Here is a 17,809-nt window from a genome sequence, read left to right as displayed (position 1 = left end):
GGCAGTTTGGGGCGCCACGCCCCGGGGGAGGTTTTTGTTATGCAGAAGGAACAGCAGCAGCTTGCTGCGCTGGTGCGCGGCAAAAAGGTGGCTTTCATCGGCGCGGGGGTCAGCCATAAGACCCTGATCGAGGAGTTTGTGGGCCTGGGGGCAGAAGTGACCCTCTGCGACCGGAAAAAGTCGGTGGAGGAGTTCGGCGCGTATGCCGATACCATCCGGCGCCTGGGCATCCGGCTGAGCCTGGGGGAGAACTACATGGACGGGTTCAAGGGGCAGGACATCATCCTGCGCACCCCCGGCTTTGAGTTCTATCAGAAACCCCTGCAGGACGCCATTGCCGCCGGCACCATGGTGACCAGTGAGGTGGAGCTCTTTTTCGATTTTTGCCCCTGCGAGATCGTGGCGGTGACCGGCTCGGACGGCAAGACCACCACCACCACCCTCATCAGCGAGTTTTTCAAGGCGGCCGGGCGCACCGTGCATCTGGGCGGCAACATCGGGGCGGCGCTGCTGCCCATGCTGCCCGAGGTGGCCCCGGAAGATGTGGCCGTGGTGGAGCTGTCCAGCTTCCAGCTGATCAGTATGCGCAAGAGCCCCAAAGTGGCGGTGGTCACCAATGTGACCCCCAACCACCTGGACCACCACAAGGATATGCAGGAGTACATCGACGCCAAGCGGAACATCCTGCTGTACCAGCAGCCTCCCTGCCGGGCCGTGCTGGGGTATGAGAACGACATCACCCGGGCCATGCAGGCCGACTGCAAGGGGGAGCAGGTGTGGTTCACCCGCCTGCATGAGACCGACAACGGCGCGTTCCTGCGGGAGGACGGGATGCTCTGCATGGCCGAGCACGGGACGGTGACCCCCTTCCTGGCGCAGAAGGACGTCAAGCTGCGGGGCCTGCACAACATTGAAAACCTGCTGGCCGCCGCTGCGGCGGTCTGGGGCCGGGTGCCGGTCGAGGCCATCCAGAAGGTGGGCAGCACCTTCACCGGAGTGGAACACCGCATCGAGCCGGTGCGCACCCTGGACGGGGTCACCTATTACAACGACTCCATCGCCACCAGCCCCACCCGTACCATCGCGGGCCTGCGCAGCTTTGCGCAGAAGATCATCCTGATCGCGGGCGGCTACGACAAAAAGATCCCCTATCAGCCCCTGGCCCCCGAGATCCTGGCCCATGTCAAGGTGCTGGTGCTGATGGGCGCCACCGGTCCCCGGATCGAGGAGGCGGTGCGGCAGCAGCCCGGCTTTGAGGACAGCGGTCTGGTGATCCTCCATGCCGGGGATATGCAGGAAGCGGTGGCCCTGGCGCGCAGCGCAGCCCGCCCCGGGGATGTGGTCAGCCTGTCCCCGGCCAGCGCCTCTTTTGATGTGTACCCCAATTTCGAGGTGCGGGGCCGTCACTACAAGCAGATCGTCAACAGCCTGCCGGAGCAGGCGGAATGATCGCGGCCGTTGCCACTGCGGCCCAGCGGCAGGCCTTTTTGGAGGCGGCCCGCAGGGACCCCATGCTGCACGCGGTGCTGGGGCGGGATCTGACCCTGTGGGCGGGCAACAGCGGCGCGCCGGTGCAGCTGTATCTGGCCGGCGGCGCAGCCCTCTCGTTGTCGGACGGCTGTGCATGGATGTCGGGCCTGCCCGATGACCCCGAGGAACTGCACAGCTTTTTGCGGTTTGCCGGGGTGGGCTGCCTGCAGACTCCGGCCGACCTGCGGGGCTGGCCCGGCCTGCGCCCCGATGTCCAGGATACGGGGCTGACGCTGCCGCCGGGCGGCGCCCTGCCCCAACCGCCTTTGCCGGAGGGCTTCGTTCCGGACCGGGAGGTCGGGGTGGGGGAGGCCGCCGGGCTGCTGTTTCCCACCCATTCAGGCTACCGCGACGGCTTTTATTCCCGCACCTGCACCGCCGTCAACCACGGTCTGGCGCGTCTGTGGGGCCTGCGGGACCGGCAGGGCCGGCTGCGGGCCACCATGGGCGCCGATGCGCTGTTTGAAGGCCAGGCTTACCTCTCTTTGCTGCACACCGACCCGGCCTGCCGCGGCCAGGGCCTGGGCGGGTGGCTGGTGGTGGCCATGGCCAACGCCCTGTCGGCCGAGGGCTGGCAGTGCGTTTTTTACAGCGAACCCCGCAACCGGGCCTTTTACCGCAGGCTGGGCTTTGCCGAGGCCGCCCCGCTGTATGCCTACCAGGTGGGGGACACGATACAGAATCAGGAAGGATAAGGATAGATACGACCCATGATCGAACGTTTTTTTGACTATAAACCCGAGGTGCTGGCTCTGGACCAGAAGGCCATGGAGCTGTGCGCCCCCTATTTCCGCCAGGCGGAGGAGATCCGCGACTACAACCAGCTCAAGATGCTGCGCGCCTTTGCGGACAACCAGATGTCGGCCACCGATATGCTGGGTACCACCGGCTACGGCCTGTGGGACACCGGCCGGGCCAAGCTGGAGCAGATCTTTGCCCAGGCCATGGGCTGTGAGGATGCTTTGGTGCGCAGCCAATTCATGAGCGGCACCCATACCCTGGCGGTGGCCCTCTTTGGACTGCTGCGCACCGGCGACACCCTGCTGGCCGCTACCGGCCGGCCCTACGACACCCTGGAGGGTGTGATCGGCATAGACGGCAAGGGCAAGGGGACCGGCACCCTGACCGACTACGGCATCCGCTACGAGGAGGTGCCTCTGGGGGTGGATTTTGTTCCCGACTACCAGGCCATTACGGCGGCGGCTCCCCGGGCCAAGGTCTGCCATATCCAGCGCAGCCGGGGCTATATGCAGCGCAACGCGTTTGACCTGGAGACCATCCGCAAAGTGGCCCGGGTGGCCAAGGAGGCCAACCCTTCGATCATCGTCTTTGTGGACAACTGCTATGGCGAGTTCACCCAGACCCAGGAGCCCTGCCAGGTGGGGGCGGACCTGATCGCAGGCAGCCTGATCAAAAACCCCGGCGGCGGGATCGCCCCCACCGGCGGCTACATCGCAGGCCGGCGGGATCTGGTGGAGCAGTGCGCCTACCGCCTGAACGCGCCCGGCCTGGGCAAAGAGCTGGGCTGTACCCTGGACGCGCCCCGGGAGATGTACATGGGCTTCTACTATGCGCCGGGGGTGGTGTGCGAGGCCATTAAGACCGCCATATACGCCCAGTGCCTGCTGGAGCTGGTGGGCAAAAAGCCGGTGCCCCGCTACTGCGACAGCCACAACGACATCGTCACCTGCTTTGACGCGGGCACCGCCGAGGCGCTGGTGGGCTTCTGCCGGGGGATCCAGGCGGCCAGCCCGGTGGACAGTTATGCCGCCCCCGAACCCTGCCCCGAGCCGGGCTACACCGACGAGGTCATCATGGCCAGCGGCAGCTTCACCCAGGGCAGTACCATCGAGCTGAGCTGCGACGGCCCCATGCGGGCCCCCTATACCTGCTATCTGCAGGGCGGGCTGAACTTTGCGGCCAGCCGCGCCGGGGTGCTGCTGGCGGTGCAGAACGCCTATTTTGCCTAAGGTGTATCGGAAAACCCCACGCTGTTCTATTCTGCCAAAAAGTACCACCTGCATCGAAAAGACCTGCCGTCAGCGTGTCGCTTTTGCGACACGCTTTTTGTGTGCCGGGCGAAAAATAAACAGAAGCGGGATACAATTCTAACCAAACGGAAACAAAACAGGTGTACAATGCTCCCGCAATGCAGGACAGGAGGGATCGCCCCGGACAAAATGCAAAGCAGAACATCGATCGCAGAACATGGACAGGAGGTTATAGTGTTATGAAAAAAAGCAGTTTTATCACCCTTATCCTGGGTACGGTCAGCGGCGTGCTGTTCGCCCTTGGAATGTGCATGGCCCTGATCCCGGAATGGAACGCATTCCGGCCGGGCGTGGTATTCGGATGCCTGGGCGCCGTGATGGCCCTGGTCACCTTCATCCTCTGGCGCCGTATGGAGCACAAAGCGCCCATCCAGGTATCGGGCAAGATGATACTGAGCATTGCGGTGGGCATTCTGGGCGCCCTGATGCTGGGCGTGGGAATGTGCTTCTCCATGGTGTGGGGCAGACTGGTGGCCGGCATTGTGATCGGCCTGCTGGGCATTGTGATTTTGCTGTGCCTCATCCCGCTGACCCGCGGCCTGGAAGACTGAACCGATCCATTTATAAGAAAGACAGACGAAAAGGAGAATCACCATGAAAACCAATGATACCATTAAGCTGCCCGCCAACTGCACCGCCCTGACCAGTCCGGAACAACGGGAGGCCACCGGCGGCGCGTCCGCCGAGACGGTCGTCAAGGCCGTGGTGGCCCTGGGCGTATCGGGTGCGCTGCTGTGCGCAGCCGGCGTGGCAGCCGGCAGCGTCCTGGGACTGTTCAGGGGCCAGGGCGGCCTGGGGGCGGCCATCCAGGATTCGATGGACCGGGGCAGAGCTTTCATCGACGGGGCGCTGGAGGCAGGCCGCAGCCTGCTGGATCAGCTGCTGCCCTGGTAAGGCAACGAACGGTGCAGAAAGGACACGGAACAGGATGGCAAAATCAAAGCTGGTCAAAGCCAATGAGAAGATCGCCCGGCAGGTGACAGGGGCGTTTGACAAGATCGAAAACGCTGTGGTGGGCGGTTACACTAAAATCGAGGATGCTTTTGTGGACCAGTACCTGACCCAAGACGGGGAGACGGTGGCCCAGGCCAAAGAACGGCTCCGGCAGGAACAGGCCCAGCGGGAGAAGGAAGCCCGGGACGCCCACAGGTAAATCCATAAAAACGGCAGAGCACACCTGTACAAAGGCGCTCTGCCGTTTTGTTTTTGTCATGGCTGCTGGCGGGCGGCCCCCCGCAGGCGGTATTCCCGGGGGGTGCAGCGGTAAAACCGCCGGAACTGCTGGGAGAAATTGCTGGGGCTGTCAAAGCCGCAGGCCGCGGCCACCTGCGCAATGCTCTCGTCGGGGCGGGCCAGCAGGATGTCGGCCCCCTGCATGATGCGGTATTTCAGCAGGTACTGCATGGGCGGGATGTGGATGGTCTTCTGGAAGCAGCGCAGGCATTCCCGCTCGCCGATGCCGGCAGCCCGGGCGATATCCGCCAGGGTCAGCCCATGGGAAAAGTTCTCCTGGATGCAGGTGAGCATCTGCTGCATCCGCACTTCATCCAGGTTGGAGCGGAGCGGCCCCGCCTGCTGGAAATCGGAGGCATAGTGGCGGTACAGGGCCATGCAGACCGCCGACAGCTTGTCCCGCACCACAAATTCATAGCCGGGGCGCTCGGCGGCCAGGGCGTTGCAGGCCTCCCGGAACGCCTGGATGGCGTCGGTGTCGGCCTCCCGGTCCAGTTTGAAGGCCCGGAAGGCGTAGCAGTCCAGCAGGGGAAGGATGTACTTTTTGGCAAAGACGGTGTCCTTGCCGCCGGTGATCAGATCGGCGCTGAACACCGCCGAACGGATCTCACAGAAAGTGCTGGTGTTGGCGCTGTGCAGGACCCCTCCGTTGAAGGCGATGCAGTCCCCCTCGGCCAGCTCGTACCGGACCCCCGGCGTCTCGGCGGTCAGCTGGCCCGAAAGGATGTAGATGACCTCCAGATCGTCGTGCCAGTGCCAGGGCAGCGCGTGGTCGGGGTCGGGGGAATAACACTCGGCATAGCCTGCGCAGGGGAAATCCAGGGTGCCATGGGGCTGCAGCTCCCGGCGCTGGGGAGTGATGTTCAGATCGGGGTTGATCCCGCAGACTTTCAGACCCATAGTCGGCCTCCTTTTTGTCGTTTCTTTTATAGTATACGGCGTTTTATGGATTGAATCAAGAGGAACTTGGCGGTATTCTAGATACGCTTGGAAACCCTGTCCGGCCGCGCAGGCCACGGGGCGCGCAGGAAAGAACATCAGGAGGAAACACTATGGTACATTTGTTGCTTGGGGTCATCTATTTGGCCTTCATCAGTCTGGGCCTGCCCGACTCGCTGCTGGGTTCGGCCTGGCCGTCCATCTATGGGGAGCTGGGGGTGCCGGTCTCGTTTGCAGGGGTGATCTCGATGATCATTTCGGCGGGGACCATCGTCTCCAGCCTGGGCAGCGACCGTCTGACCCGGGCCCTGGGCCCCGGCCGGGTGACGGCCTGCAGTGTGGCTTTGACGGCGGCGGCCCTGTTTGGATTTTCCACCTCCACGTCCTTCTGGATGCTGTGCCTGTGGGCGGTGCCCTATGGCCTGGGCGCCGGCAGTGTGGACGCGGCCCTGAACAACTATGTGGCAATCCACTATGCCAGCCGGCACATGAGCTGGCTGCACTGCATGTGGGGCGTGGGCACCCTGGTGGGCCCCAACCTGATCAGCTACGCCCTGTCCGGCGGACAGGGCTGGCAGATGGGCTACCGGTACATCTCCCTGCTGCAGGTGGTGCTGACCGCTGTCCTGATCTTCAGCCTGCCTTTGTGGAAGCGCCAGCCCGGCGCCGCCGGTCAGCAGGAGGACGACCAGGCCCGCGAGGCGCTGTCCCTGGGTCAGACTCTGCGCATCCCCGGCGCCAAAAACGCCATGGTAGCTTTCTTCTGCTACTGCGCCGTTGAGCAGACCGCCGGACTGTGGGCGGGCAGTTACCTGGTGCTGCACAGCGGCCTTTCGGCTGAGCGGGCGGCCCAGCTGGTCAGCCTGTTCTACATCGGCATCACGGTGGGCCGGGCGGCCTGCGGCTTTATCACCACTGCCCTTGGGGATGTACGGATGGTGCGCCTGGGGCAGGGGATCATCCTGGCGGGGGTGGCTGCCATGCTGCTGCCCTCGAGCTGGGCGGCCCAGGCGGGCCTTGTGCTGATCGGTCTGGGCTGCGCCCCCATCTACCCCAGCATGATCCATGCCACCCCGGCCCGGTTTGGAGCTTCCCACTCCCAGGCGGTGATCGGCCTGCAGATGGCCAGCGCCTATGTGGGCACCTGCCTGATGCCGCCCCTTTTTGGCCTGATCGCCCAAAACATCACCATCAGCCTGATGCCGCTGTACCTGCTGGCCATCCTGGTGCTGATGACTGTGATGAACGAGGGCGCCAACCGGGCGGCCAGCCGCCAGTCGGTCCTGCGGGCCGCACGGCAGCGCGCATCCTGAAAAGAGAGATTCAGCCGCAAGCAGCAGATGGGGCCTGCCCCTCTGCTGTTTTTTTGTGCAGCGGAAGGTTTTTCCACCCCCCCTTGACAGGAGCGCGGCGGAATGCTATACTGAACATTGTTCAGTTTGAGGTGGTGAGACAGTATGAATACCGTGGTGACATCCAGAGAGGACATTTTGCAGCACAGCCGCCAGCTGATCCAGCGGCAGGGCTGGGGTGTGGTGAGCATCCGCACGGTGGCCCAGGCCTGCGGGGTGTCGGTGGGATCGATCTACAATTATTTCGGTTCCAAGGCCGAGCTGGTGGGCGCCGTGGTGGAAAGCGTATGGCAGGAGATCTTCCAGCTGCCCCAGGGGACAGAGGGCTTTGCAGATACGGCGGCCTGCGTGTCCTGGCTGTATGGGCGGATGGAGTACGGGAGCAGGGCCTATCCGGGCTTTTTTACCCTCCACGCCCTGCGCTTTACCGGCGACGAAAAGCAGGACGGGCGGCGCCGGATGCAGCGGGCCTGGCAGCAGCTGCTGGACGCCCTGTGCGCCGTGCTGCGGCAGGACCCCCGGGTGCGTCCCGGCGCGTTTGACAGCCGCTTCACGCCGGAACGGTTCGCGGACGTGCTGTTTTCTCTGATGCTCTCGGCCATGCTGCGGCAGGACTTCGACTATGCCCCGGCGCTGGAGATCATCCGCCGCACCCTCTACTGAGGCACCGCCGCAAGGCGGCTTTTTTGCCCATGAACTTGAACATTGTTCATAACAGGGCCGGGCGGAAACGCCCGGCGGGAGAACCAGGGAGGTTGATACAATGCAGGCTGTTATGGAAACGCTTTTTGACGCGGTCTATTTGATCTCGGTCATCACCATCGGGGTGCTGATGATCCGGCAGAGCAGGCCGGGCAGCCAATACCGGCTGTTCGGCTGGATGGCGGTGGTTCTGGGGGCGGGGGATTCGTTCCACCTGGTGCCCCGGGCGGTGGCTCTGTGCACCACCGGGCTGGAACATTACACGGCGGCCCTGGGGGCTGGCAAGTGGATCACATCCATCACCATGACGGTATTCTATCTGCTGCTGTACCATGTGTGGCGCAAGCGCTACCAGATCGCCGGCCGGCGCGGCCTGACCGCTGCGGTGTACGGGCTGGCCGGGCTGCGGGTGCTGCTGTGCATGATGCCCCAAAACCAGTGGCTGCGCGCGGACGCGCCCCTCAGCTGGGGCATTGCCCGCAACGTCCCCTTTGCGGCGCTGGGGCTGGTGATCATCTGCCTGTTTTACCGCAGTGCCAAACAGCACAAGGACCGCGCCTTCCGCTGGATGTGGCTGACCATCGTGCTGAGCTTTGGCTTTTATATCCCGGTGGTGCTGTGGGCTGACGCCGTGCCCATGATCGGGATGCTGATGATCCCCAAGACCTGCGCCTATGTGTGGACGGTGCTGATCGGCTACTTTGCAATGAAACAGGAACAGAAAGGAAAGGAGAACTGACCATGAAACGCTACATCCATACCGCCCTTCTCTATGCCGTGCTGGCCATGGTGGGAGGGGTGTTTTACCGGGAGTTCACCCGGTTCACCGGCTACACCGGAAAGACGGCCCTCTCTGTGGTACATACCCATTATTTTCTGCTGGGTATGGTGTTCTTCCTGCTGCTTCTCCTGCTGGAAAAGAGCTTCCGCTTCACCACCCACAAGACCGGGCCGGTGCTGGCCGTCTACCACGCGGGGCTGAACCTGACCGCCCTGATGCTGGCGGTCCGCGGGGTGGTGCAGGTGCTAGGCAGCCCTCTGTCCTCCGGGCTGGATGCAGCCATCTCGGGCATTGCGGGGATCGGCCACATCCTGCTGGGGGTCAGCCTGGTGCTTGTGCTGCTGCAGATCAGGCACAGCGTCATCGAAACACGGGTATAACAAAACCAAGGCGGCAGGCCGCCCGGCAGCTGGTATGCGCCAGCCCGGGCGGCCTGCTGTTTTTTGAAGCTATTTTACAAGACTGCCGGCCCGGGGTGTAGTATAATACCGGTAGGACAGACGGCGAGGGGGCGGACAGATGAAGCAAGGGACGCGCCGAGTGGTCTACGATGGCCAGCTGCGTCTGGTGGCTTCTGTTCTGATTCTGGGGGGGCGCACCGGGGTGGGTACGGCTCTCACTTTGGCGGGACTGCTTTTGTCCCAGCGCAAGGCCGGGATGGAAAAAAGAGAAGTCTGAAAGCGCTTGCTCCTTGGTTGCGTTCTGCGGGGAACGTGCTATAATAATAGGGCAGGACAAACCCATAAAAATGATTGCCAGGAGAGGCTTTTCTATGATAAAAATCGATTTGATCACCGGCTTTCTGGGGGCGGGGAAGACCACCTTCATCCAGAAATATGCCCGCTGGCTGATGGACCAGGGGCAGAAGATCGGCATTCTGGAAAACGACTATGGTGCGGTGAATGTGGATATGATGCTGCTGCAGGGGCTGGAAGGCCCCCAGTGCGACCTGGAGATGATCTCGGGCGGGTGCTGCGCCGACTGCCATAAGCGGCGGTTCCGCACCAAGCTGATCGCCATGGGGATGCTGGGCTATGACCGGGTGTTGGTGGAGCCGTCGGGCATCTATGACGTGGATGAGTTCTTTGACGCCCTCTGTGAATCCCCGGTGGACCGCTGGTATGAGCCGGGCAGCGTGATCACCATTCTGGACGCCTGCCTGGAGGAGGACCTGTCCGGAGAGGCGGAATACCTGCTGGCCAGCGAGGCTGCCAGCGCCGGCTGCGTCGTGCTGAGCCGGACCCAGGAGGCCGGTGCCGGGCGGGCCGCCGCCACGGTGGCCCATCTGGACCGGGCGCTGGAAGCGGCGGGATGCAGCCGGCGGTTTTCCGGCGGGGAGGACGTTTTGGCCAAAAACTGGGATGACCTCACCGACCGGGACTTTGCCCGCCTGGCGGCCTGCGGCTGGAAGCAGGCCAGCTGCCCCAAACGCACGCTGGAAACGGCGGGGGGCTTCGAGTCGGCCTACTTCCTCCATGTGGACCTGCCGGCCCCGACGCTGCGCCAGCGGGTGAAGGATCTGTGGTCGGACGCGGCCTGCGGCAGGATCTTCCGGGTCAAGGGCTTCCTGCCGGCAGAGGACGGGTGGCTGGAGCTGAACGCCACCCCGGACAGCCTGACCCTCCGCCCCATCCCCCAGGGACAGGAGGTCATCATCGTCATCGGGGAGGGGCTGGACAGACAGCGCATCGCAGATCATTTGGGGGCGGAACTGCCCGCCTGATGGATACAAGTTGACATTTCCCTTTGTGTGTGGTATAATGACCTCAATTTGTACAGAAAGGGAGGTGCAACAGCTCGATGGAAGACAGTTCGGATGGGGATCCCCATACGGCCGCCTTTGTTTCTCCTCGGCGTGTTATGAATCGGATGAATTTATAAGGCATAGTCTGCACTTTTTCAAGCTGCGGGCTGTGCTTTTTTGCGTTCAAAACTTTTATGACATAGATAGGAGAAATAATTGTTATGATTGGTGCTTTGATTTTACAAGCCGTTCTGATCGCGGTCAACGCGCTTTTTGCAAGCTCGGAGATCGCGGTGATCTCGATGAGCGAGGGCCGGCTCAAGATGCTGGCGGAGGAGGGGGACAAGCGCGCGAAAAAGCTGCTGTCCCTCACCGAGCAGCCCTCCAAGTTCCTGGCTACCATCCAGGTGGCCATCACCCTGGCCGGCCTGATGGGCGGCGCCTTTGCGGCGGAAAACTTTGCCGATCCCATTGTTGACCTGATCCTTTCGCTGGGGGTGGCCATTCCCCGCAGCGCCCTGCACTCGGCCGTGGTGGTGCTGATCACCCTGGTGCTGACCTATTTCAGCATCGTCTTTGGCGAGCTGGTGCCCAAGCGCCTGGCGATGAAAAAGACCGAGAGCCTCTCGCTGAGCCTGGCGGGCATCCTCTTTTTTATGTCCAAGATCTGCGCGCCTCTGGTCTGGCTGCTGACCGCTTCCACCAACGTGATGCTGCGGGCCCTGGGCATCGACCCCAACCAGAATGAGGAGATCGTCACCGAGGACGAGATCAAGATGAAGCTGATGGAGGGCGCCCAGCAGGGTACCATCGAGACGGACGAAAACGAGATCATCCAGAACGTCTTTGAACTGAACGATACCACCGCCGAGGAGGTCAGCACCCGCCGCAGGGATGTGGTGTGCCTCTACCTGGAGGACGATATGGACGTCTGGGCCAAGACCATCCGGGACAGCCACTATACTTACTTCCCGGTGTGCGGCGAGAGCCAGGACGATGTGGTGGGCGTGCTGAATACCAAGGATTATTTCCGGCTGGACGACCTGTCCCGCCGTTCGGTGATGAAGAACGCCGTGGATAAACCCTTCTTTGTGCCTGAGGGCATCCGGGCCGACGCTCTGTTCAGCCGGATGAAGCAGGAGCGCAAATACTTTGCCATCGTCATCGACGAGTACGGCGGCATGAGCGGCATCGTGACGGTCCACGATCTGATGGAAGAGCTGGTGGGCGACATGGACGACGAGGACACCGTCCGCCAGGTGGAGATCCGCCAGCTGGGCGACAGCCGCTGGGAGATCCGCGGTTCGGCCGACCTGGAGGAAGTGGCTGAAAAGCTGGATGTCCAGCTGCCCACCGATGAGCACGAGACGTTCAACGGTCTGGTGTGCGGCATCGTGGGCCGGGTGCCCGACGAAGGGGAGCAGTTCACCTGCGAGGGCTATGGCCTCAGGATCAATGTCAAAAACGTGGCGGGCCACCGCGTGGATACGGCTGTGGTGGAAAAGACCCGGCCCGATGTGCCGCCTCAGCAGCAGAACGAGGACTAAGAGACGCACAGCGCCGGCTGAAATCAAGATTCCCGCTTGATTTTGCGCCGAAATACAGTATAATAAGAAAAGCTATTGGCTTATTGTATGGAATATGACCGGCGCAAGGTCATCAAATGGGGAGGATTGGAATGGATCGAACCTATATTTCCGAAGTCCGGGAGCACATCGGCGAGGCCGTCAAGGTCCAGGGCTTCATTGAAAATCTGCGCAGCAGCAAGGCGATGGCCTTCATCGTGCTGAAGGATATCACTGGCAAGCTGCAGATCACCATTGAAAAAGAAGATCACCCGGATCTGGTGGACACCATCGACCGGCTGACCGGCGACTCGGTCATCACGGTGGTGGGCAAGGTGATGGCCAACGATTATGTCAAGATGGGCGGCATCGAGATGATCCCCGACACCATCCAGATCGAGAGCATTGCCGACCCGCTGCCCATCGTCCGCAAGGAGATCGCCGCCACCAAGAAAAAGAAGGCGGTGGAGCGCTCCAGCATCGACCAGCGGATCGATTACCGCTGGATCGACCTGCGCACCGACGAGAACCAGCTGATGTTCAAGGCCCAGACCGTCATGGTGGCCGCCATGCGGCAGTACCTGCTGGACCGCCACTTCATCGAGATCCACACCCCCAAGCTGATCGCTGCTGCCAGCGAGAGCGGCTCGGAAGTGTTCAAGGTGGATTACTTTGACCGCAATGCCTACCTGGCCCAGAGCCCGCAGTTCTACAAGCAGATGGCCATGGCCAGCGGCTTTGAGCGGATCTTCGAGGTGGGGCCTGTGTTCCGTGCCGAGAAGTCTTACACCAACAAGCATACCACCGAGTTCACCGGCTTTGACCTGGAGTTCAGCTACATCCATTCCTTCCGGGATGTGATGCAGATGGAGGAGGGTCTGCTGAAGGCCGCTCTGCAGGCGGTCAAGGACGCCTACGGCCAGGAGATCGAGGAGACCTTCGGCCTGCCGGTGGTGGTGCCGGAGACTCCCTTCCCGGTGGTCAAGCTGGCCGACCTGTACAAGGGTCTGGAGGAGGACTTTGGCTACACGGTGGATGAGTCGGAAAAGGGCGATCTGACCACCGAGGCCGAGCGCCTGAGCTACGACTGGGTCAAAAAGCACTATGGCCATGAATTCCTGTTCGTCACCGACTATGCCGCCGACAAGCGGGCTTTCTACCATATGCGGGACGAAAACGGCGTGCCCCAGGGTTATGACCTGATCTGGCGCGGGGTGGAGATCACCACCGGCGCCCAGCGTGAGCACCGCTACGAAGTGCTGAAAAAGCAGGCGGAGGAGAAGGGCCTGGGCGAGGACATCAAGTTCTATCTGGAGTTCTTCCGCTACGGCTGCCCGCCCCACGGCGGCTTTGGCCTGGGCGTGGACCGCCTGACCATGCTGCTGGTCGGCCTGAGCATCAAGGAATGCATGTTCCTGTTCCGCGGTCCCAACCGTCTGACTCCGTGATGGAGCGGTCCGGCTGCGCGGCATTTGTGATACAAAAGGGACGCCTCCCGGCGGGGGGCGTCCTCCTTTTTTTGCCGGGCGGCGCTTGCAAAAGCCGGCGTTTTGTGCTACTATAAGCAAAGCGATGTATAAAACGCGATGACGGAGAAAGTATCCGCGGCGCGCCTGGTCCCAGAGAGGAGCTCCACCGGCTGAAAGGGCTCCCGGAGGCGGCAGCGGGGAAGTTCGCTCCCGAGCGGCCTGCGGGAAAGGCGGCTTTCGGCTGCCCGGTAGTGCGGGACGGCGTGCCCCGTTACGGCGTTTGAGTGCCGTGCAGCTTCGCACCTGCGCGGAATTTGGGTGGTACCACGGAGTATTCGACAGGGCTCCGTCCCTTGGCTGGCTTTGGCCGGCAGGGGACGGGGCCCTTTTCTGTTCCGTCCCGAAGCAACGAGAGAGCTTTGAAAAAGGAGAGGAAATGTATGCAGGCAATCATAGATGAGCTGGCAAAGCAGGTCCAGGCAGACCTGGCGCAGGTGTCCTCCAAAGAGACCCTGGCGGCTTTCTGGCAGAAGTACCTGAGCAAGAACGGACAGATCCCCGCCCTGATGAAGGATCTGCGCACGGTGGCCCCCGCCGACCGTCCCGCCATGGGCAAGGCCGTCAACCAGCTGAAACAGAAGGTGCAGGCGGATTATGACCAGGCAGCCGCCCGGGTCAACCAGTTGGAGCTGGCCGCCCGCAACGCTGCCGAAACGGTGGATATCACCCTACCCGCCAAGGTGCGTCCCACCGGCGGGCTGCATCCCCTGACTTTGGTGCGCAACCAGATCATCGACGCTTTTGCAGGGATGGGCTTTGAGATCTATGAGGGCCCCGAGATTGAGGACGACGACCACTGCTTTACCCGGCTGAACGTGCCCAAGGATCACCCCGCCCGGGATATGCAGGATACCTTCTATCTGTCCGACGAACTGCTGCTGCGCACCCAGACCTCCACCGGCCAGATCCGCACCATGGACGCCGAAAAGCCCCCCATCAAGGTGCTGGTGCCCGGCCGGGTGTTCCGTTCGGATTCGGACGCCACCCACAGCCCCATGTTCCACCAGATGGAGGGCCTTGTGGTGGACAAGGGAATCACCCTGTGCGATCTGCAGGGTATGCTGGACGTGTTCGTCCAGCGCCTGTTCGGCAGCGAGGTGCGCACCCGTCTGCGCCCCTCTTACTTCCCCTTCACCGAACCCAGCGTCGAGGTGGATGTCAGCTGCTTTGCCTGCCATGGCAAGGGCTGCAGCCTGTGCAAGCACACCGGCTGGATCGAGATCCTGGGCGGCGGCGTGGTCAACCAGAAGGTGCTGCGCAACTGCAACATCGATCCCGAGGTCTACTCCGGCATCGCTTTCGGCATCGGCATCGAGCGCATCGCCATGCTGAAGTACGGCATCAACAACATCGGTCTGATGTTTGAGAACGACCTGCGGTTCCTTGGGCAGTTCCATGAATAAGAGGGAGGATGGGTTAAGATGAAAGTACCTTTCAGCTGGTTGAAGGAATTGGTAGAGATCGACATTACGGCCCAGGAGCTGGAGGACCGCCTCTTTTCCTGCGGCTTTGAGGTGGAGGAGCGGATCGACCTGTCCGCTGAAATCCACAAGGTGGTGGTGGGCGTCATCACCTCCATCGAAAAACAGGAGGGCACCCACCTGAGCAAGTGCATCGTGGACTGCGGCGACTACGGCCATGAGATCCACATCACCACCGGTGCGCCCAACATTTTTGTGGGGGCCCATGTCCCCGCCGCTCTGGACGGCGCCACCCTGCCCGGCGGCATCCAGATCAAAAAGCGTATGATGCAGGGCTTTGAATCCAACGGTATGCTGTGCTCGGGGGAGGAGCTGGGCCTGAACGATGACCTGTACCCCGGCGCAGACGTCTATGGGCTGCTGATCCTGCCGGAGGACACTGTCCCCGGCGCGGACATCTGCCCCATCGTCGGTCTGGATGATTCCATCTTTGACATCTCCATCACCGCCAACCGCCCCGACTGCCAGTCCATCCTGGGCATCGCCCGGGAGGTGGCTGCGGTGCTGCACAAGCCTCTGCATATGCCTGCCACCGACTACCAGACCGTGTGCGAGCCCGACACTCCCATCTCGGTGACGGTGGAGGCCCCCGACCTGTGCCCCCGCTATATGGCCCACTACGTCCGCAACATCCGGATGGGCCAGTCGCCCCGGTGGCTCAAGCGGCATCTGGCCCTGTGCGGCTTGCGCTCCATCAGCAACGTGGTGGATATCACCAACCACACCCTATTGGAGATGGGCCAGCCCATGCACGCCTTCGACCTGGACAAGGTGGCCGGGCGCTGCATCGACGTCCGCCGCGCCCGTCCCGGGGAGAAAATCGTCACCCTGGACGAAAAAGAGTTCACCCTGGGGGAGAACAACCTGGTGATCTGCGACGCGGAAAAGCCTGTGGCCCTGGCCGGCGTCATGGGCGGCGCCAACTCGGGGATGGATGAGAACACCACCAGCCTGCTGTTCGAGTGCGCCACCTTCGCCCGTGACTCGGTGCGCAAGACCAGCCGTGCCCTGGGCCAGTCCAGTGACTCCTCGGCCCGCTATGAGAAGGGTGTGGATTTCAGTTCTCCCCAGCTGGGCCTGGCCCGCGCCCTGCACCTGATCCAGCAGCTGGACTGCGGCGATATCACCACTCTGGCTTTCGACTGCACCGACGGTCGCTCCACCCAGCGCAAGGTGATCACCACCACCCCCGAAAAGATCTGCGCCGTTCTGGGCATCCGCGTGCCCGATCCGGATATGATCGACATTCTGACCCGCCTGAACTTTGAAGTGACGGTGGAGGACGGCCAGTGGAAGGTCAGCGTCCCGCCCTACCGGGAGGACGTGGAGGGCTATCCCGACCTGGCCGAGGAGGTCATCCGGGAATATGGCTATGACCACATCGTGCCCACCTTCCTCAAGACAGGGGCCATCACCAATGGCGGATTGAACAGCGAGCAGAAGCGCGCCCTCAAGGTCAAGCGGATGCTGGCCGGTCAGGGCTTCTTCGAGGCGTCCACCCTGGCGTTCTATTCCACCGCCGAGCTGGATATGCTGCACATCCCCGCGGATGACCCCGCCCGCAAGGTGATCCGCATCCTCAACCCCATCAGTGAAAATCTGTCGGTGATGCGCACCATGCTGGCGCCCTCCATGCTCAATGTCATTGTGGACAACCTGAAAAAGGGCAACGGCGCCGGCCGCCTGTTTGAGATGGCCCCCGTCTATCTGCCCAAGAGCCTGCCCCTGACCGAACGTCCCGACGAGCGTCAGACCCTCTGCATGGGCGTCTTTGGGCCCGGGGAGGACTTCTTCACCGTCAAGGGCGCATTGGAGGCGCTGGCTGCGTCGCTGGGCCTCAGTTTCACCTATGAGCGGGAGACCGGTACGCCCTGGCTGCATCCCGGCATCGCCGCTTCGGTCTGGTGCAAGGGCAAGCGTCTGGGTGTCTTTGGCAAGCTGTCCAATGAGATCAACGCCGAGCTGAAGATCGCCAAGGATGAGAAGGAAAACCAGAACATCTATCTGGCCGAGCTGGATTATGAGGCGCTGTCCGACTGTGCCGAGAACGATCTGCACTACCAGCCCATCAGCCCCTATGCGCCGGTCAAGCGGGACCTGGCTTTGGTCTGCGATGAGGCGGTCACCTGTGGGGAGATCGAGGACACCATCCGCAAGGCCAGCCCCCTGGTCAGCGGCGTCAGCCTGTTTGATATCTACCGCGGCAAGAATCTGGGCGAGGGCAAAAAGAGTATGGCTTTCTCGGTGGTGCTGGCCGATCCCAAGGCCGAGCTGGATGCCGAGCAAGTGGACCGTGCCATCAAGAAGATCCTGGGCAACCTGAAGTACAAGCTGAACATCGAGATCCGTTGAGAAAAGGAGATCGCCGGTATGGAACGTTTTAAGAAAGTGTATACGCAGGGGGCGCTGGATGTGGTGGAGGTCTGGGTGGACACCGAGACCGGTGTGAATTATCTGTACCACAGAAATGGAAACACGGGAGGGCTGACGGTCCTGCTGAATAAGGACGGCAAGCCGGTGGTCACCTCCAACACCTGACACCTGCCTTATTATAGGTATAAGGATACAGGGCTTTTGGCCCTGGCAAACATTGGGCTGCCTGTGCGCTGCATAGGCGGCCCTTTTTCTGTCCAGAATAGGGGAGCGGGGATGTAGAAAAGGAAAGAAAGGAAAAGTCTGTCTTTTTTTGCAAAAAAGGGTTGACAAAAGTCCCCGGGTGTAGTATTATATTCGAGCGCTCCACGGGGCGCCCACAAAACGCAAAAGAGCTTGCGAAAAGCTTCAAAAAAGAGCTTGACAAGCAAAGACGGATGTGGTAAAATAAATGGGTCGCCGGTCGAGAGACAGCGCGGCGCAGGACCTTGAAAATTGAACAATATCGAATACTTGTAACGGAACCTTT

Annotated in this window: 18 protein-coding genes; 17 read left to right on the top strand and 1 reads right to left on the bottom strand. The window is 62.0% G+C overall.

Features of this window, described 5'->3' with window-relative positions:
• The first annotated feature begins 39 nt into the window (after positions 1-39).
• The 6 genes from murD (at position 40) to B5G12_RS07505 (ending at position 4,734) form a co-directional block, all read left to right on the top strand.
• Positions 40-1,449 (top strand): UDP-N-acetylmuramoyl-L-alanine--D-glutamate ligase, encoded by a 1,410-nt coding sequence (murD, locus tag B5G12_RS07530; RefSeq protein WP_087324482.1) that lies wholly within the window; start codon positions 40-42, stop codon positions 1,447-1,449.
• Entirely contained in the window at positions 1,446-2,225 is a 780-nt protein-coding gene (locus B5G12_RS07525) for a GNAT family N-acetyltransferase (RefSeq protein WP_087324481.1), read from the top strand. Before murD ends, B5G12_RS07525 begins: the two co-directional genes overlap by 4 nt.
• 15 nt (positions 2,226-2,240) lie before the next feature.
• Positions 2,241-3,500, top strand: a complete 1,260-nt coding sequence (locus B5G12_RS07520; protein ID WP_087324480.1) for a methionine gamma-lyase family protein — start codon at positions 2,241-2,243, stop codon at positions 3,498-3,500.
• Between the two features lie 260 nt (positions 3,501-3,760).
• Complete coding sequence (locus B5G12_RS07515; RefSeq protein ID WP_087228149.1) at positions 3,761-4,132, top strand: hypothetical protein; 372 nt, start codon at positions 3,761-3,763, stop codon at positions 4,130-4,132.
• Between the two features lie 43 nt (positions 4,133-4,175).
• Complete coding sequence (locus B5G12_RS07510) at positions 4,176-4,475, top strand: hypothetical protein (RefSeq protein ID WP_087324479.1); 300 nt, start codon at positions 4,176-4,178, stop codon at positions 4,473-4,475.
• 34 nt (positions 4,476-4,509) lie between these two features.
• Positions 4,510-4,734 carry a hypothetical protein gene (locus B5G12_RS07505; RefSeq protein WP_087324478.1) on the top strand — a complete coding sequence of 75 codons (225 nt, stop codon included), beginning with the start codon at positions 4,510-4,512 and terminating at the stop codon, positions 4,732-4,734.
• 56 nt (positions 4,735-4,790) lie between these two features.
• Here the strand turns inward: B5G12_RS07505 and B5G12_RS07500 are convergent, their stop codons facing one another.
• Positions 4,791-5,714, bottom strand: coding sequence for an AraC family transcriptional regulator (locus tag B5G12_RS07500; protein WP_087324477.1), 924 nt, complete (start codon positions 5,712-5,714; stop codon positions 4,791-4,793).
• A 152-nt stretch (positions 5,715-5,866) separates the two neighbouring features.
• Between B5G12_RS07500 and B5G12_RS07495 the strand changes: the two genes are divergently transcribed.
• The 11 genes from B5G12_RS07495 to B5G12_RS07450 all read left to right on the top strand — a co-directional run bounded on the left by B5G12_RS07495 (position 5,867) and on the right by B5G12_RS07450 (position 17,445).
• The gene (locus tag B5G12_RS07495) at positions 5,867-7,066 is read left to right on the top strand and encodes an MFS transporter (RefSeq protein ID WP_087324476.1); all 1,200 of its coding nucleotides are present in this window, start codon (positions 5,867-5,869) and stop codon (positions 7,064-7,066) included.
• 144 nt (positions 7,067-7,210) lie between these two features.
• Entirely contained in the window at positions 7,211-7,768 is a 558-nt protein-coding gene (locus tag B5G12_RS07490; RefSeq protein ID WP_087324475.1) for a TetR/AcrR family transcriptional regulator, read from the top strand.
• A 100-nt stretch (positions 7,769-7,868) separates the two neighbouring features.
• Positions 7,869-8,546 (top strand): hypothetical protein, encoded by a 678-nt coding sequence (locus tag B5G12_RS07485; protein ID WP_087228155.1) that lies wholly within the window; start codon positions 7,869-7,871, stop codon positions 8,544-8,546.
• Between the two features lie 2 nt (positions 8,547-8,548).
• On the top strand, positions 8,549-8,968 hold the full coding sequence (locus tag B5G12_RS07480) for a DUF2871 domain-containing protein (protein ID WP_087324474.1): 420 nt from the start codon (positions 8,549-8,551) through the stop codon (positions 8,966-8,968).
• A gap of 139 nt (positions 8,969-9,107) precedes the next feature.
• Entirely contained in the window at positions 9,108-9,266 is a 159-nt protein-coding gene (locus B5G12_RS14630) for a hypothetical protein (protein WP_158099696.1), read from the top strand.
• 94 nt (positions 9,267-9,360) lie between these two features.
• The gene (locus B5G12_RS07475) at positions 9,361-10,311 is read left to right on the top strand and encodes a GTP-binding protein (RefSeq protein WP_087324473.1); all 951 of its coding nucleotides are present in this window, start codon (positions 9,361-9,363) and stop codon (positions 10,309-10,311) included.
• 242 nt (positions 10,312-10,553) lie between these two features.
• Positions 10,554-11,879 carry a hemolysin family protein gene (locus B5G12_RS07470; protein WP_087324472.1) on the top strand — a complete coding sequence of 442 codons (1,326 nt, stop codon included), beginning with the start codon at positions 10,554-10,556 and terminating at the stop codon, positions 11,877-11,879.
• 131 nt (positions 11,880-12,010) lie between these two features.
• Positions 12,011-13,345 carry an aspartate--tRNA(Asn) ligase gene (gene aspS / locus B5G12_RS07465; protein WP_087228159.1) on the top strand — a complete coding sequence of 445 codons (1,335 nt, stop codon included), beginning with the start codon at positions 12,011-12,013 and terminating at the stop codon, positions 13,343-13,345.
• A gap of 461 nt (positions 13,346-13,806) precedes the next feature.
• On the top strand, positions 13,807-14,829 hold the full coding sequence (pheS, locus tag B5G12_RS07460) for a phenylalanine--tRNA ligase subunit alpha (RefSeq protein WP_087324471.1): 1,023 nt from the start codon (positions 13,807-13,809) through the stop codon (positions 14,827-14,829).
• An 18-nt stretch (positions 14,830-14,847) separates the two neighbouring features.
• Positions 14,848-17,259: a phenylalanine--tRNA ligase subunit beta gene (gene pheT / locus B5G12_RS07455; protein WP_087324470.1), complete on the top strand. Its 2,412-nt coding sequence runs from the start codon at positions 14,848-14,850 to the stop codon at positions 17,257-17,259.
• 18 nt (positions 17,260-17,277) lie between these two features.
• The gene (locus B5G12_RS07450; protein WP_087324469.1) at positions 17,278-17,445 is read left to right on the top strand and encodes a DUF6440 family protein; all 168 of its coding nucleotides are present in this window, start codon (positions 17,278-17,280) and stop codon (positions 17,443-17,445) included.
• The last annotated feature ends 364 nt before the right edge of the window (positions 17,446-17,809 follow it).

Source organism: Faecalibacterium sp. An58 (assembly GCF_002161515.1).
GTDB lineage: Bacteria > Bacillota > Clostridia > Oscillospirales > Ruminococcaceae > Faecalibacterium > Faecalibacterium avium.
This window is presented reverse-complemented; position numbering and strand designations above follow the sequence as displayed.